Source organism: Pseudomonas sp. LBUM1661, assembly GCF_059695925.1.
Genome location: NZ_CP166794.1, coordinates 3490277 through 3506301, shown reverse-complemented (window position 1 = coordinate 3506301; position 16025 = coordinate 3490277). Strand labels below are relative to the sequence as shown.

The 16025-nt window shown below is 50.7% G+C and carries 11 protein-coding genes and 5 pseudogenes; 9 read left to right on the top strand and 7 right to left on the bottom strand.

What is annotated here, in order from left to right:
• Positions 1-659: 659 nt before the first annotated feature.
• The 4 genes and pseudogenes from rimA to ACA057_RS15950 all read left to right on the top strand — a co-directional run.
• Positions 660-1439 carry a S6 modification regulatory phosphodiesterase RimA gene (gene rimA / locus ACA057_RS15965; RefSeq protein ID WP_497340275.1) on the top strand — a complete coding sequence of 260 codons (780 nt, stop codon included), beginning with the start codon at positions 660-662 and terminating at the stop codon, positions 1437-1439.
• Between the two features lie 380 nt (positions 1440-1819).
• On the top strand, positions 1820-2179 hold the full coding sequence (locus ACA057_RS15960; protein ID WP_497340273.1) for a hypothetical protein: 360 nt from the start codon (positions 1820-1822) through the stop codon (positions 2177-2179).
• A 2-nt stretch (positions 2180-2181) separates the two neighbouring features.
• The gene (locus ACA057_RS15955) at positions 2182-3471 is read left to right on the top strand and encodes a sensor domain-containing diguanylate cyclase (RefSeq protein WP_497340271.1); all 1290 of its coding nucleotides are present in this window, start codon (positions 2182-2184) and stop codon (positions 3469-3471) included.
• A 164-nt stretch (positions 3472-3635) separates the two neighbouring features.
• A pseudogene (locus ACA057_RS15950) lies at positions 3636-3776 on the top strand (chemotaxis protein); the annotation flags it as partial.
• 207 nt (positions 3777-3983) lie between these two features.
• Here the strand turns inward: ACA057_RS15950 and ACA057_RS15945 are convergent.
• The 4 genes and pseudogenes from ACA057_RS15945 to ACA057_RS15930 form a co-directional block, all read right to left on the bottom strand.
• Positions 3984-4418, bottom strand: a pseudogene (locus ACA057_RS15945) (PAS domain-containing protein).
• 38 nt (positions 4419-4456) lie between these two features.
• Positions 4457-5024, bottom strand: a pseudogene (locus ACA057_RS15940) (oxidoreductase); the annotation flags it as partial.
• Positions 5025-5162: 138 nt separating this feature from the next.
• A complete protein-coding gene (gene uraH, locus ACA057_RS15935) occupies positions 5163-5573 on the bottom strand; it encodes a hydroxyisourate hydrolase (protein WP_497340269.1) in 411 nt (136 codons plus the stop codon).
• A 10-nt stretch (positions 5574-5583) separates the two neighbouring features.
• Positions 5584-6087: a GlcG/HbpS family heme-binding protein gene (locus tag ACA057_RS15930; RefSeq protein ID WP_497349920.1), complete on the bottom strand. Its 504-nt coding sequence runs from the start codon at positions 6085-6087 to the stop codon at positions 5584-5586.
• 150 nt (positions 6088-6237) lie between these two features.
• Here ACA057_RS15930 and ACA057_RS15925 point away from each other — a divergent pair, with 150 nt between their 5' ends.
• From ACA057_RS15925 to ACA057_RS15910, 4 genes and pseudogenes are all read left to right on the top strand, one after another.
• Positions 6238-6909, top strand: coding sequence for a heavy metal response regulator transcription factor (locus ACA057_RS15925; protein WP_109631435.1), 672 nt, complete (start codon positions 6238-6240; stop codon positions 6907-6909).
• Positions 6906-8276: a heavy metal sensor histidine kinase gene (locus tag ACA057_RS15920; protein WP_497349918.1), complete on the top strand. Its 1371-nt coding sequence runs from the start codon at positions 6906-6908 to the stop codon at positions 8274-8276. Before ACA057_RS15925 ends, ACA057_RS15920 begins: the two co-directional genes overlap by 4 nt.
• 374 nt (positions 8277-8650) lie before the next feature.
• Complete coding sequence (locus tag ACA057_RS15915) at positions 8651-10213, top strand: diguanylate cyclase domain-containing protein (RefSeq protein WP_497340266.1); 1563 nt, start codon at positions 8651-8653, stop codon at positions 10211-10213.
• A 569-nt stretch (positions 10214-10782) separates the two neighbouring features.
• Positions 10783-11706 (top strand): annotated as a pseudogene (locus ACA057_RS15910) (TerC family protein); the annotation flags it as partial.
• A gap of 332 nt (positions 11707-12038) precedes the next feature.
• On the opposite strand, the gene ACA057_RS15905 reads toward ACA057_RS15910, so the two are convergent.
• Positions 12039-12503 (bottom strand): hemerythrin domain-containing protein, encoded by a 465-nt coding sequence (locus ACA057_RS15905; protein WP_497340264.1) that lies wholly within the window; start codon positions 12501-12503, stop codon positions 12039-12041.
• A 584-nt stretch (positions 12504-13087) separates the two neighbouring features.
• Between ACA057_RS15905 and ACA057_RS15900 the strand changes: the two are divergent.
• Positions 13088-13327 (top strand): annotated as a pseudogene (locus tag ACA057_RS15900) (DUF3429 domain-containing protein); the annotation flags it as partial.
• Positions 13328-13468: 141 nt separating this feature from the next.
• Here ACA057_RS15900 and ACA057_RS15895 read toward each other — a convergent pair.
• Both ACA057_RS15895 and arcD read right to left on the bottom strand, forming a co-directional pair.
• Positions 13469-13993, bottom strand: a complete 525-nt coding sequence (locus ACA057_RS15895; protein WP_497340262.1) for a cupin domain-containing protein — start codon at positions 13991-13993, stop codon at positions 13469-13471.
• Between the two features lie 274 nt (positions 13994-14267).
• Entirely contained in the window at positions 14268-15695 is a 1428-nt protein-coding gene (gene arcD, locus ACA057_RS15890) for an arginine-ornithine antiporter (RefSeq protein WP_497340260.1), read from the bottom strand.
• Positions 15696-16025: the final 330 nt, after the last annotated feature.

The following is a 16025-nucleotide window of genomic DNA, read 5'->3' as shown; positions in this document are numbered from 1 at the left end:
TCACCTTGAGATCGAAGAGCGATTGAAAGAATTCGATGGGATTGGCCTGAAGACTGTTAAAATTTTCATGCGTTAAGTAAGCAGGTTGCTAGCCTAATCGTGCGTGCTCACCTCATGAGTTTGTACGCCCTCGGAGGTGCGTTTTGTAAATTCGGATAATCATCGAGCGCAAGTCTGAGCACGTCTCTATCCTCAGGTTCGAGCTTCGGCTTGTGAATCACTCCTACTTCAGCGTCAAGTGGCTACCGCCTCATAGCTATCCGCTGAAGAGTCTAAGTAGCTGGGAGCGACTCACTCAGCACGTTACCCCAAGCCCCCTTATCTGACGCTCTCCTTCTGATTATTTTGATCTCTATTTTCGCCGCATAGCGCCTTGCAATCAGCGACTGACAGTTCCCTGTGTCAAAAAGTCCGGCGGTATGAAATAAGGTTAAGTGTCTAAGCCATAACCGTTTTTGACCTCGTCGTGGTATTTCGAAGGCTAAAAATCGAGCATTTATCAGCTAGAAAGAAGCAATACAAGAATAAACTGCTACAATCAAAGCGGCCCAGCCGAGTCATTATAAGTCCTTCCTAAGTTTATTTAATGTTTGTTGCGATGCTCAGGCATTAATTGGAATAGCCACCATAAAAATAGTATTAATTTTTTGGAGTGCGACGTGACAATTTTTCCGAACTCATTGACTTCGTCCAATGGTTGCCAAGGTTGCAAAAGCACTCTTGAGCTGGATTTAGATTTTACTTTCGCTTTTCAACCAATAGTGGACGTTCGCGATCAAACAATTTTCGCACATGAGGCGTTGGTGAGAGGCATTAATGGAGAGGGGGCGTTGTCAGTGCTGGAGAAAGTAAACGATCAAAACCGTTATCGATTCGATCAGCTTTGCCGCATGCGTGCTATTTCAACTGCTTCGCAACTTGGAATGACTCAACACCTATCAATTAATTTTCTACCCAACGCGGTTTACCGTCCAGAATTGTGCATTAGAAGCACGTTGGAAACCGCACGTACTCACGACTTCCCGCTCGATCGGCTGATTTTCGAGACAGTCGAAAGCGAATACATTGAAAATAATCACCATCTGACCAACATTCTACGTGTATATCGGGAGTTCGGTTTGAAAATAGCAATTGATGACTTTGGATCTGGTTATTCGGGACTGACCCTGTTGGCAGATTTTCAACCTGATCTTATAAAGCTCGATATAGCTTTAGTGCGTAATATCCATCGTGATCGCTCCCGTCAGGCTATCGTCCGTGGTGTTGTCATAATATGTGCGGAAATGGGTATTGAAATCATTGCAGAAGGAATCGAACATGCTGAGGAACGGGATTTTCTTACCGACTGCGGGGTTTATCTGATGCAGGGGTATTGGTTCGCCAAGCCTGCATTTGAAGCAATGGCTCTGGTCACTGCCAAGTCTTGGCATAAAGCATAGATTGCCTCAAATGCGCCGTGGCCAAGGCGCTAAAGATAAAGCTCTTTGTATCTGAGTATCAATACAAAAAACTCCAAAGGGATCGATAGCTTCCAGGATGACAGATTAAGGGGCTACTAAAAATACAATTAGTGGACGGCATAATAAAAAATGAGTAGCTATGCTTGATTTGATACTAGGCTCTTTCTGCAACGTTCCGAAGGTTAGCACTTGACATGCGAGACATTGGAGTAGAGGGTAAGGTTAAATTGGAAGATAGCCATCCGTTCTTCATAATTGAATGCTAAAAGGGGAGGGGACTTATTGCTATATGGCAGGGTGGATACAGTCCGACTGGGGCGTTTAAAAATTAATATTGTACTTTGCGAGTGAGTAGGAAAATGAATCTTACGTTCGAAGAAGCATCGATTCAAGCATTGTTGGACGCACTCGATCAACTGGATACTCTAAACTTCGGGATAATTGGCTTTAGCGACGCGTCAGAAGTGGTGATTTACAATACTTTTGAAGCTACAAGTGCGGCCTTACGACAGGCGCGTGTTTTAGGTAAGAATCTATTTTTGGAGATTGCTCCCTGCTTGAATAACGCAATGGTCGCTCAAAGATTTGAGAATGAACCTGAGTTGGACGTGATTATTTCTTACGTTCTAGCACTTAGAATGAGGCCCGTCCCAGTAAGATTAAGACTGCTTAAAAAGATTGATAATAACACCCGCTTCCTACTGGTTGAGTGGGCGTAAAAATGAGTAGCATAGAGCTGACCAATGACTCAATCGAGTCAGAGTACGAAGCATTAATTTCATTCATGTATCTATCGCCAGTAGGGCTGGTAAGAACCGACCCCGGCGGGAAAATTGATATGCTTAATCCCATGGCAACACAATTGTTGATGCCATTGGTTAAGTCTATTGGCCTTGAAAATCTGTTTGAAACACTTGCTTCCGTTGCGCCTGAGCTACGTAACTTAGTGACAAGTTTTAGAGAGCCATGCGGATCAATATGTGTAAATCATAGAATCCACGTGTCGTCCGCAGCCGACGGAGGTATTGTTCTCGCATGTACAATTGTAAAGGTCAATGACGAGGTTCTAATAACAGTTCTAACTGATATTTCTTGCCAAGTTGCAACTGAAAGGAGGCTAAGGCAGACAGACTCATGGCTGGACGCCATCTATACGATTGTTAACGATTTCGCAGTCCTCGGCTTGACTGAGCAGGGAGTAATTAATAGCTGGAGCCCTTCGGCAGAGCGTTTAACAGGTTACACGGAGTCCGAGGCTATTGGTGAGACGTTGGGCCGCTTCTATAGTTTGTCCGCTTTGGAAGTGGATGTTTTGAAGGAGCAACTCACGTTCGCACGTGAAGAAGGTTGGCACTCACGAGACTATAGCTGCCAGCACAAATCAGGACACAATTTTTTTGCTCAAACAATGATCGCCGTTTTGCGTGACGAAGATGACAAGTTTTCTGGCTATACGGTGGTGTTTCGAGATATCACCGAGCGAAAGGTGTCGAGTGATAATCTGGCCAATTTGCTCACTAAAGACCACCTCACAGGCGCAATTAATCGTGCCCACTTTTTCAACTTGGCAGAGAAAGAGTTTGCGCGGGCAAGTCGATACGAGCACTCAATATCTATAATCATGCTAGACGCCGATCACTTCAAGCATGTTAATGATAGCTGGGGGCATCCCATTGGCGATGAAGTTCTTAAGTCGATAGCCAAAATTGCCGAGGGGGTTCTTCGCCCCGGAGATACTATAGCTAGGTTTGGAGGCGAAGAATTTGTCGTTATGTTGCCTAAGAGTAATAGCCTCGAGGCTTCAGTTATTGCGGAGCGACTAAGGAGCAGCATTGAAGCATCTAGTGTCGATGCTGGTGGCGAGGAAATCAAAATCACAGTCAGTATTGGGTGTGCCTCGATGAGTCAATCGCGATCCACTCTCAAGGAACTGTTAATCTCCGCAGATAGTGCTCTCTATCATGCAAAATCCAAGGGTAGGAATTGTGTAGTTGATATTGATGACTGCTAATGTATGGCATCACCTGGGTTAACAAGAGATATGTCGCAAAGACATTAATGAAGATATTGAGGAGATGTGCCACCTGTTCCCGATACTGAAGAAGACGCAAGCAGCATGCGGGCACGATTGACCCGACGCACAACTCGGTTTAGGACACCGTATGCATGCTCTGAAAGGTGGTTAGGTTTGCGACGGTAGTCACGGATCAGGTTGCGTGTGAACTCCAAGTCAGTAAGGTAACTGAAACGGCATATGAGATTTCTCAGCAGACCGATGGTAGTGTTCAACACGGCGCGGTCGTAGGGATGACCACCTTTTATCTCCAGTCGAATCGAAGCTCTGCAGCAATTTAGGCGATTTTTGCAGAGAAGAAATCCTGGCGGCCGGTAACTTGGACTCGGAGTTAGAACCTTGCTAAACGACAACCAATATTTGGTGTTTGAACAGGGGACTTTATTAGACCGGACATTGCTGGAGCGTTAATTTATCAAGTCCGTACGGAGTTAATCTTTGCGCTCCAACTATCCGAGTTGCTTCTTCAACAGTGCGAGTTCAGCTTCCAGTTCGCGCACTCGCTCGCTAGCCTCAACCTCGACGCTGACGTCCTTCTGTATACCGATGAAGTAGGTGAGTTGATCTGCGTCGTTGAACACTGGGGTAATCGACAGTTCGTTCCAGAAGGCGCTGCCGTCCTTGCGATAGTTGCGAATGACTTAGCGGCAGGGGAGAAGGTTCCTTATCGCCTCGCGGATTACTGTCAAACCAGCTTGGTTGCGGTCATCACCCTGCAGGAAGCGGCAGTCCTGGTACAGGATGTCGTCAACGCTGTACCCCGTAAGGCGCTGAAAGGCGGGGTTGGCATAGATCAGGATGTTTTCGTCGCCTTCCTGCTCTGCTACCACGATGCCGTCGTTGGATGCTTCAACCACCAGTTTCAGCAGTTCTGCGTCGATCATTTTCAGAGCCCCAGTGAGTGACATCTCATTTTTAGCGGTTACCCGCCATACATGAAGTAATCAGTATAACCCTCGGCATACCGCCATACAGTATGGCTGAGTTCAGAGGGTTCAGCGGCCAATCGTTCGCGATTCTGGCTGGTAGATCCGGGTTGGCTTACGGCCGAAAGCGACAAGGTCGGCCAGTCCTGAATCCAGCAACTGCGTAGCGCTTTGTGCAGTGTAACGACCGGCGTAGATGATCGCCCCGCTGAAGGAACTACGGACTGCGCGACGGAACGATTCCGGCATCCGTGGTGCATTATTTCAGTCCGCTTCGGCGATGCAGAGGTAAGCAATCCCAACATCCTCAAGTACTTTGATCGCTTCGATGTAGGTGTTATGAGGATCGTCTTCAACCATCCCTAGGTAAGTGCGCTCCTCATTGTTGCTGCTAAACAATGGGGCGAAACGGGCGCCAACCTTCTCTTTGCCAATACATTCGGCTACCCCAGCAATCACCTCACGCAGAAACCGCAGGCGGTTTTGAATGGAACCGCCGCACTGGTCTTCTCGATAATTGCTGTGGGCTGAAATGAACTGATTTACCAGATAACTGTTGGCGCAAACGTGAACTGACTCTAAGGAGTGATCCAGGTTATCGCTGAAGGTTTTGATGCGGAAAAGTCGGGCGACAGTGCCGCCCTTTCGAGTAGGGCGGCTGTCTTCACGTTCGTGCGGTATCTATTTGGTATCGTTTAACGATCAATTTCCTCGGTATGTGGAGAAGCCGTAAGGGCTGAGAAGCAACGGGATGTGATAGTGAGGAACGGTACCGTCCACTTCAAAAATGACGGGCACCTCCGGAAAGAAGCTGGACGTTTTGTGCGCCTTGAACCACTCGCCAGTCTTGAAGGTGACACGGTAGGTACCTTTCTCCAGACCCCGACCTTCCGGATACAGCCCGGTGATACGACCTTGCTCGTTGGTTTTCGCGCTGTTGAGCATGTCCCAGTCTTTCCCATGCTGTTTTTCCAACGTGACATTGACTCCCGGGGAGGGCAGGCCATCCTGCAAGTTGAGTACATGCACGCTCAATGGATTTGCTGCCGCTGATGCAAGGGCTGAAAGGGCACTCAATACAGCGCCAGCGAAGAAACTTTTCAATACAGTCATGGTGATGTCCTTAGTTTTTAACGGCAGGTAAAACTTTGTTGATAGCGACCTCTGCACAACCTTCATCGTTTGCAGCGCCGCCTGCACCGGCCACTCCGATGGCGCCGATGACCTGACCATCGAATTTCAATGGCACGCCTCCACCGAGAAGTAACAACTCATCGAGGGTGTTGAGGTTTTCAGCATCTGGATTAGCGCGAGCGCGCTCAGCTAACAACCGCGTCGAAGTCTTGGTCGACAGGGCGGTATAGGCTTTGCGTTGCGCGGCTAACGTGTTGTGCGGGCCGACATTGTCATCGCGTTGCACGGCAACCAGATTGCCGCCACGGTCGACAACTGCGGCAACGGCTGTGCGGCCATCGGCGTGACAGGCGGTCAGCGCGGCCGTTAGCAAATCGTTGGCCATTGCAAGTGACACGTCCTTGCGCTGCGCAACTTGATCCGGGGCTGCAACGGCGAATGCAGAGTTCATTGCGAGTGTGATCAGCAATGAAGTCGATAGGCTTGTACGCATGCTGTTTCCTTGGTTGATTGAGTCTGTCTGGGTCATTGCCAGACATCATGACCAGCCCGCTCCGTCAGAATGATTACTTCCTGATTACCAATATGTAATGTGAGAAATCAGCGAAGCGGGCTAGCCTGTGCGCCAGTCCTGGAGGAAAAAATGCGTATCCTGGTGGTTGAAGATGAAACGAAAATGGCGGATTACCTGCGTAAAGCCCTGACTGAATCGGGCTATGCGGTAGAGATCGCCCTTGACGGGCTGGACGGCCAGCATTTGGCACAGGAGAGTGAGTTCGATCTGATCATTCTGGATGTCATGTTGCCGGGGTTGGACGGCTGGCAATTGCTGCAAATCATCCGGCGTAAGTGGCAGACCCCGGTACTGTTTCTTACCGCACGTGATTCGGTTGATGATCGGGTCAAAGGGCTGGAGTTGGGGGCTGATGATTATCTGGTGAAACCCTTTTCCTATGCCGAGTTGTTGGCACGCGTACGCACTTTGCTGCGCCGTGGCCCGCCTCGCGAGGTGGAGCATTTTGTGGCTGGCGACCTGAGCCTGGACTTGTTGCGACGCAAGGTAACGCGCAACGGCGAGCGCCTCACCCTGACCAACAAGGAATTCGCCCTACTGCACTTGCTGCTTAGTCGTGAAGGGGAAGTGCTATCGCGTTCGTTGATTGCCTCACAGATCTGGCAAATGAACTTTGACAGTGACACCAATGTGGTAGATGTCGCTATTCGTCGCCTGCGGGCCAAGATTGACGATCCATACTCACTTAAGTTGATACACACAGTGCGTGGTATCGGTTACATGCTCGAGGTGCAATCCTGAAACTGTTTCCGCGCACTCTGAGCCTGCGCCTAGCGATCATGTTCGCAATTGTCAGCACGCTTTTACTGGGCTCCATTGGTTTTTATCTTTATCAATCGTTGCAGCGAGAGATTGCCTGGCGCGATGATCAGGCCCTGCTGGGGCGCCTGGAGCGAATGCAAGCCTTGATCAGCGATAGTGACAGCATCGAGCAACTGCGAGGTCGGCCCAAGCTCTATGAAAACATGTTGGGCAATCGCGACAGTCTGCTATGGATCGTCGATGACACTGGCAAAGTATTAATCGAAATCAATCCAGTGCGAATGACTTTGCCGAAGTTGCCCGCTGCACCCCATGCTCGCCTCGTTGACGATCACTCCTCCGAGCCATTGCGGCTTGCTTGGCATGATGTCATGCAGGGTGATCGCGGTTTGACCCTGATTGCTGGCAAGTTGTTGGGGGAGCGCGAGCAGATGCTGGGGGCTTACCGGCTCAAGCTCTGGCTGGCCATGTCCGTCGGTGCGCTGCTGGCTTTCGTATTCGGCTGGTGGGTCAGTCAACGAGGCTTGCACCCGGTGCGCCTGCTTGCTAAGCGCGCTGCCGCAATTGACGTGCAGCACCTGCACCTGCGGCTGGATGAGTTCAATGAACTGAATGAACTCAAACTGCTCTGTAGTGCCCTTAACCAGATGCTTGCACGCCTTGAGGACGGATTCGCCCAGCTTTCACGCTTCTCGGAAGACCTCGCCCATGAGATGCGAACCCCGCTTGGCAACCTGATGGGTCATACCCAGCAAGCCCTGAGGCGCAGTCGCTCTATCGAGGACTATCAGAACCTGCTGGTTTCCAATCAGGAAGAATATGAACGGTTGGCCCGAATGATCGACAGCATGCTGTTTCTCGCTCGCACCGAGCAGCCAAACGCCTGCGCAAAATTCGAGCAAATCAACCTGCACGATCTCATTGAGCAACTATGTGAGTATTTCGAAGGCGTGGCGCAAGAGCGAGATGTGCAACTGCTAAACCAGACCCGGCATCAGTTGCTGGGGGATCCAGGTTTGATCCGTCGAGCATTGGCTAACTTGCTGGCTAATGCGCTGCGCTACGCAACTCCCGCCTCTGCAGTGACGATCAGCAGCGAGATTTCGGAGGACACGCTCGACATCACGGTGCACAACCACGGCGAGGCGATTGCAGCGGAACATCTTCCACGATTGTTTGAGCGCTTTTACCGGTGTGACCCATCACGCAATCAACCCGACGATTCCGGTGGTCTGGGATTGGCCATCGTTCGTTCGATTATGCAACTGCATGGCGGTTGTATAACCGTTGATAGCACTGACGCAGGTACGAGCTTTCACTTGGAGTTTCCCCTTATAAAATCCTGAGCTCGAACCGAAGGTATTGCACCCAACACAGCGAATGATGGCAAATTGCCCTATAGTGGGGTTTCTTGCAGAGATGACCGCGTAGGAAGCATGCAAATGGGGCTCGAAAAGTTTTCTTTCGGGCAGATGCTAAAGGGGAGACGTAATGATGAGCATGAATCCGAAAGCCTCCTACGTCATTTTTGGGGAGGTAACCTTGCCCAGCATCATTTTTGAATCGCAAATATGCGCATCAGACCTGATCCCTTGGAATTTGTTTTCAATACTAAACGACCTTCGAATCTGCATGTCATCGGTCGTTCACCCCCAATCACGTTTGGCTGCAACGGTGCTTGCCAAGGCACGGCTCTCGTTCTGCGCGTTGGAAAATTAAAGTGGCGTTTACTAAACGGCGCAGCTCCCTAGTAGGGTTCATTATTCTGGCTGTCGGCCTGGTTGGCTTTTCTGCCCTGTTACTGCTGAAGTCCGAAACTCAGCGCAGAGAAAAGCGTTTCTCGGAATACGTGCAAAATATTTCCGGAGTCGTGCGCAATCAGCTTGATACTAATGAGGCTGTGTTGGCCGGTTTCTCTGCATTTCTCCAGGCTGTCGATCAAAGCGATACGGATGCGGCGGCCCGTTACGCGGCGGCCGTTTTAACCGCTTACCCTCATATTTACATGCTCGAGGCGGCGAGGGCGGTACCTATTGGCGAAGAGGCTGCGTTCGAAGATCTATTGCGTAGTACTTGGCGGCCAGACTTTGAACTCAAGGACTTTCCGAGCCTCACTCATCAACCTGCACAACATCAGGTCTATCTCAACGAGACTTGGCCTGTATTGTTCATGTACCCATTACTCCCTGAATCCAGCTCGATCTATGGCGTCAGGCTGGAAACCGTCGCCTATCTCTCCTATGCGCTGGCTCGAACCCACAGTAACCAGAAACCTGTGGTATCGCCAGTCTTCTCAATGTACGAGGGCGGTAGCGCTTACATTCTGATGCAGTCAGTCACTCGACCTGAACAGGCGCGAGAGAACACCCGTCCCAACTTCTTTGGCAGCACGATGGTGTCTTTGCTTTTGATCAAGACGGGGTCGCTACAGGATGCTGTGATTTATGCGAACGTAGATCCTCTTGTTCACGTCAGCGCTGTCCTGAAAACCGCTGCGGGGTCTGAAAGCAATGTCTTTTCAACGGAGACCGAGCAAGCCGGTATCCTGGATCGCCTCCTGTTACCGGCTTTGTCCGACAGAGTCGAGATCAGGAGTGTTTCACAACCGATGACCTTGTCATTCGAGCGTCAGTTGCGATTAGGAGATGTACTGACTTCGGAAACATTGATAATCCTTGCAGTTCTCGCGGGGGCGTTCGTATTGATGCCTGTGGTGCTAATTCGGCATTTCAAAGCGATTGAAAGAGCAGAGGTTGAACACGAACGCTCGGCTTATCTCGCAACCCATGATGTTCTAACCCAATTGCCGAATCGCTACCTCTTCGCCGATCGTTTTGACCAGGCCCTCTCAAACTGGACAGTGAGTGGGACTGCGTTTGCCGTTCTGTTGATCGATCTGGATCATTTCAAGGACATTAACGATAAGCATGGCCATGAGGTTGGTGACCAGGTTCTCAAGGCAGTCGCCAATCGCATGCTTCAGGTCACTCGTTCTTGTGACACCGTCGCACGCTACGGTGGAGACGAATTCGTGATTCTGATCACGGATCTTATCAACTCAGAGCGTGCTGAGCTCAACGCTGAGCGGGTGCTGGAAGCCATTGCGCAGACAGTAGCGACAAGCGCAGGAGCGCTGTCACTGTCGTGCAGTATCGGAGTCTCTCTGTGCCCTAACCATGGCCAAAGTTTGGGCTCATTGCTGAAAGCAGCGGATCAGGCAATGTACGGTGTTAAACAACTGGGACGTAAAGGAGTCGCGATGACTGAGTCCCCGGAAGCTTGAGATGCTTACAAACACCACTTGCTCACAAACACCGCTAGTCGCTTAGTCAAGGCTAAGGAACCATCGCATGTAAATTTACTTGAGCGTGCCGTTGGCCTCGATGCGGCGATAGCGTTCGTCATATCTAAACTCGCAGCGCGCGCCCACTAAAAACCGGGCGCCCGACAAGGCGTCCGTTTTATTTTCGCAATTGCGTTATTAACTTAGAGGATCTTTTCCGTTCGCGGTTTTTTCTTAGCTATCGAGTCTTTCATCTAGGATATTCAGGCTCATTTAATCGTTAAGTTTGGCATAAATAACATAGGTGATCTGTCATGTTCTACTTGAGATTCTCTGGATGCAAATATCATATCGGCATTCCGATGGGGCATACCCACTTGAAATACCTTGCAACCCTTGCGTGATTGAGAAAACCCACGCGTCTCTCTAGATTTAATTTCGCAATGCCGGGCCCCTCTGACAGCTAACCGCTGCCATGTCGGAGTTGCAGTTTTTATAACTTCGACACTTAGAGGAGGGGATCATGACTGCCCTAGAACCGTTCTTCCTGGCCGAGTTCTTCGGCACCGATAAGCATCGTGATAGGCCTGTTGGTCTTCGACCTCGGGGTTCTCCACCGTGAGCAGCGAGAAATCGGCGTTACTGAAAGTCTGCTGCTGTCTGCTGGCTATATCACGGCTGGCTTGCTGTTCGGCCTCTGGGTCTGGCAGGTCAAGGGTGTTGACGCCGGGATGGATTTCTACACCGGTTTTCTGATCGAGAAATCGTTGTCGATGGACAACGTGTTCCTGATGGCGATGATCTTCAGCTTCCTCTCTATCCCGCGTAGGTATCAGCACGAGGTGCTGTTCTGGGGCATTCTCGGTGTCATCGTGCTGCGCGCGATCATGATTGGCCTGGGTGCGGCGCTGATCGCCGAGTTCAGCTGGATTCTGTATGTGTTCGGCATCTTCCTGCTGTTAACTGGAGTGAGGATGCTGTTCAGCAAGGTCGATGCCCATCCGAACCTTAGCGAAAACCTGCTGGTGAAGTTCCTGCGCAAACACATGCGGGTGACCGAGCAACTGCATGAAGGGCGCTTCTTTGTCCGTCAGGCGGATGCCAGCGGCAAGTCCGTGGTCTGGGCGACGCCGTTGTTCTTAGCCTTGGTGCTGATCGAGTGTGCCGACCTGGTGTTCGCCGTGGACAGCGTGCCAGCGATCTTCGCCATCACCCAAGACCCCTTCATCGTCTACACCTCGAACATCTTCGCCATCCTTGGCCTGCGTGCGTTGTATTTCGCCCTGGCGGCGATGATTCACCGCTTCGCCTACCTCAAGTACGCGCTGGCACTGGTGCTGGTGTTTATCGGTGGCAAGATCTTCCTGGTCGGCATCATCGGCAAGATTCCGGCGGGCATTTCCCTGAGCGTGACCGTGGGGCTGTTGCTGGGCGGTGTGCTGCTGTCGCTGTGGAAAACCCGCGACCAAGCCTCTGCTGGCTCGCAGGAGTAAATCTAAAAAATTGGCTGCCTCCTAGCGAATTGGCGACTTTGAGAAATGGGGACAGTGACCGTCTCAGCATTAGTCGGGCGTGGGATAGCGCCAAGGCGGTACTGGAAACGCCAGTGGATCCCCTCTAATCACTCCACATTGCTATCGACTCAATGGCGTCGGCAAGCGCGAGCTGGTTTTCGTGAAGAGTTTCGAGTATGTCCGGCAGTAAGGGAGAGGGTGACATGGCGACATTTCCTCAGCGCGAAGTTGAAGCCTAGCAGTGTCAACCGAGCTTGTTAGATCGCGGACTAAGTAGTAGCTAAATTTTTAAGGTCTACGGTGAGACTCAATTAATGCCACTGACGCTTTATTTCCTGCCACTGCTCGTCTGACAGCCACTTATCTGCCAACGGAAAGAAAATATTTTCCTCCGAGTCCATATGATCGAAATATTTTTTGATAAAGTCATCGATAGTGTCAGCAATTACTCTCGTTTCCTGAGGTGTGTCCTCCAACATCTTCAACTGTCCAGCAATGCGCCCAAATGCTTGATGATCTCGCTCGATATCCTTGACCCGTTGGTGGATCGGTGCCTCAGTCGCTAGCAATGCCAGCCGAATAAGTTCTTCATTTTCATGGTGGTGTCGTTCTGCATCACCATGCATGGCTTCCAGCATCTCGAACAATAGCTTGCAGTCATCAGCGCCATCGGATTCGGATTCATGCCTCATCTTCCTCAGCAACTCTTTGATCTGAGTGATTTTTATAGCCACCTCATGATGATATGCCTGAAGTTCCTTCAACAAGATGTTCATATCAAAACCTCTTCACGACACCAAACCATCACAGAGAAATATTTCTTAACCCGCGACCTCCAAGGCAAACAATTTTTTAAATCTCCATATTTATCAATGCCTTGTTAGCCGAGCTCACCAGCATGATTTAACATTATTAGTATAGGCGAGCACAGAGTTCGCGCTTTGCCTCGCTGAAGGGAGGCCTGTAAACATCTTAAACTCGCCGCAGGGCAGGGAGCCTTGGACGACTAGGCAAAGCAAAGCTGGCGCGGTTTTCCTATTAATTTTGGTTTCAAGAATCTGTTCATTGCATTGGAACGCTTTAAAAAACCGCTCACGAAGAACTGAAGGCTGGAAGGCTGGAAGGCTAGAAAGCTTCTAGGGTGCGGTCGACTTGGTAAATGCAGGCACTGAGCTTGATCTCAAGGATGCGAAGCTCCTCATATGCAGTCGCCTGCTTGCCCGAAAAGGAATGGGGCTATGACCTAATTCTACAAAGCGACTCATTACGCTGACCCCAGCTTAGGATCGCCATCAATATCTCGCCCAGGCGGGGCTTTTGGGCCTACAGTTTTGATTGTCGCTCACTGCAAGGAATACAAATGAACGCGTTGCCTTCAACCTCTCTGCCAAAGCACGTCAACCTGCTGGGTTATGGTGGTCTGTTGCCGTTTATTTTCCTGGCGCTGCTGATCCCGTTCTCTCTCGACTATCGGCCGTTGTTTGCGATTGCGCTTGTTAACTATGGCGCAGTCATCCTTAGCTTCGTCGGCGCCTTACACTGGGGCTTCGCCATGACCGTGCAAGACATGAGCGCCGAGCAGGGCCGCGACAGGTTCATATGAGCACCAAGGGCAAGCGCGCCTCATGAACATATCTGACATAGCATCTGGTTTAACATAATATACATTACACGTAACACGATGTTTCCAGATTAGCCCGATTGCACGCAGATCTTGAAGACCTCATTTCCCCTAAACCCTTCATTCTTGGGTCAGCCTCTGAACCAGCTCCAAATGCTCTGGAAACTGCTCGCCGAGTTTGCGCTGACTGCCCATCTCCATGTCCGCACAATCAAACCCTGGTGAAACCGCTTCACTGATCAATCCGAATCCCTTCGTCCCATCCATCAGCTGCGAAGCTTTCCAGACGCCGCCCGGTACGTGCAGCTGCAAACATTGTCCGGCGAGTATGTCGCTGCCCATCACGACCGTTTTCAATGTGCCGTCCGGGAAAATCAGGCGGTACTGAATCGCGTCTCCCAAATGGTAGTAATGCAGGATGTCGGATCGGTTCAGATGAAAGTATCCAATTGGCGACTCGCGGGTCAGCAGATAATAGATGGAGGACATCAAATAACGTTGGCCACCGGCGGTCTCGGCCATTGGTTGGTGATCGGTCTGGAAGGTTCTGCGAAAGTAACCACCTTCGACGTGGGGTTCCAGGTTGAGTGCAGCGATCACGTCTTGAGCGTTTTGAAAGTGTTTGTCGCGCCCGTTTTCTGTCATGTCGCAAGCTTCCCGTGGTTCAAGAAGTCGTACCAGATCTGACAATAACCCTTACCTGCTTAAAAGGGTTATTATAATCTAAAGATATAACTACACTAAATAGATGTTTAGTTTAGTTATATGTAGAGGCGCTTCCTGATGGGTTATTTCGCCCTCAAATTCAGCTTTACGGACTTCATTTCTCGATAAAACGCTGCTTTTAAGTAAACACACGGCAGCCCCCTCCTCCAGCATCGTCACCCAAGCATAAGTTGCGGGTACTTCAGCAACAACCTCACAAGCTCAACAATCCGCTGTACAGCCCGTACGCCGCCAGCCCCGCGCCGCTGATAACGCAGGTGAAGATTCCTTTCTCGACCGAGGTGAACAAAGGCTCGCCCTGTTCATGCCTGGCCTTGGCAAACAGGATCACCCCCGGCGCATACAGCAATGCAGAAAGCAGCAAATATTTAAGCCCTGCGGCGTACAGCAACCACGCCGCATAGCTCAGGGCTATGCCACCGATCAGCAAGTCTTTGCTCCGTTCTGTCGACGCATGTTCGTAGGTCTCACCACGCCCGCTCAACAGCACCGCATAGGCCGCCGACCACAGATACGGCACCAGGATCATCGAGGACGCGAGGTAAATCAGACTGGTGTACGTTCCAGCGGAAAACAGCGTGATCAGCAGAAAAATCTGGATCATCACGTTGGTCATCCACAACGCATTGACCGGCACATGATTGGCGTTTTCCCTGGTCAGGAACGCGGGCATGGTGTTGTCTTTGGCCGTGGCAAAGAGGATTTCGGCACACAATAAAGCCCAGGACAACAAAGCACCCAATAGTGAAATCGCCAGGCCGATACTGATTAGCAATGCGCCCCAAGGGCCGACGATATGTTCCAGCACCGCCGCCAACGAAGGATTCTGCAACGTGGCCAGTTCTGGTTGGCTCATGATTCCCAATGACAGTACATTCACCAGCACCAGTAACGCCAATACGCCCAGAAAACCGATGACCGTCGCCCGGCCAACGTCCGACCGTTTCTCCGCCCGGGCCGAGTACACACTCGCCCCTTCGATACCGATAAAAACAAATACGGTGACCAGCATCATGTTCCGGACCTGATCCATCACGCTGCCAAAATCCGGGTTGCTGCGCCCCCAGATGTCACGGGTAAAAATGTCTGCCTTGAAGGCGACCGCGGCAATGACGATGAACATGATCAGCGGCACGATCTTGGCCACAGTGGTCAACTGATTGATGAAGGCGGCTTCCTTGATCCCGCGCAACACCAGAAAATGCACGGCCCACAGCAGGGCTGAGGCACAACCGATGGCGATGGGTGTGTTGCCATGGCCAAAGACCGGAAAAAAGTACCCGAGGGTACTGAACAACAGCACAAAGTAGCCGACGTTACCCAGCCAGGCGCTCATCCAGTAACCCCACGCAGACGAAAACCCCATGTAATTTCCGAACCCGGCCCTGGCGTAGGCGTAGACCCCGGAATCCAGATCGGGTTTGCGATTGGCCAGTGTCTGGAACACGAAGGCCAAAGTCAGCATTCCCACGGCGGTGATCGCCCAACCGATCAATATTGCGCCAGCATCGGCATGGGCTGACATGTTCTGCGGCAAAGAGAAGATCCCGCCGCCAATCATCGATCCCACGACAAGGGCGATGAGCGCGCTCAGGCGAAGCTTGTGCGTCGATTGCGACATTTCGGGAGCTCCTGTTCCCCGAAATGCCGGGGGCAGACCTGCATGGGCTAAACAGAGCGTAATAACGGTTATTCGATAACGCCAATAATGGTGCTTATTTAACGTTTATATTTTTATCGTAATGCATATATTTATTAGCTTTATTTGTGTTTTTTAATAATCCCAATTCTGTGCTTTAAAAGTCATTTTAAAATTTGCTTAAAATCAAAAAAGAACTAGCTTAATAACTCACTGTAATGCGTGATATTCCGACCGTGCCTTAGGCTCTAAAACGCTGGTGTCAGAAAGGGTGTCACGTATTTTTTACATCCCTCCAGACTAGGTCGCCTT

Coding starts and splice junctions, on each gene's coding strand:
- ACA057_RS15960 (WP_497340273.1), top strand. CDS start 1,820: ATGAATCTTACGTTCGAAGAAGCATCGATTCAAGCATTGTTGGACGCA.
- ACA057_RS15955 (WP_497340271.1), top strand. CDS start 2,182: ATGAGTAGCATAGAGCTGACCAATGACTCAATCGAGTCAGAGTACGAA.
- uraH (WP_497340269.1), bottom strand. CDS start 5,573: ATGACTGTATTGAAAAGTTTCTTCGCTGGCGCTGTATTGAGTGCCCTT.
- ACA057_RS15930 (WP_497349920.1), bottom strand. CDS start 6,087: ATGCGTACAAGCCTATCGACTTCATTGCTGATCACACTCGCAATGAAC.
- ACA057_RS15925 (WP_109631435.1), top strand. CDS start 6,238: ATGCGTATCCTGGTGGTTGAAGATGAAACGAAAATGGCGGATTACCTG.
- ACA057_RS15905 (WP_497340264.1), bottom strand. CDS start 12,503: ATGAACATCTTGTTGAAGGAACTTCAGGCATATCATCATGAGGTGGCT.
- ACA057_RS15895 (WP_497340262.1), bottom strand. CDS start 13,993: ATGACAGAAAACGGGCGCGACAAACACTTTCAAAACGCTCAAGACGTG.
- arcD (WP_497340260.1), bottom strand. CDS start 15,695: ATGTCGCAATCGACGCACAAGCTTCGCCTGAGCGCGCTCATCGCCCTT.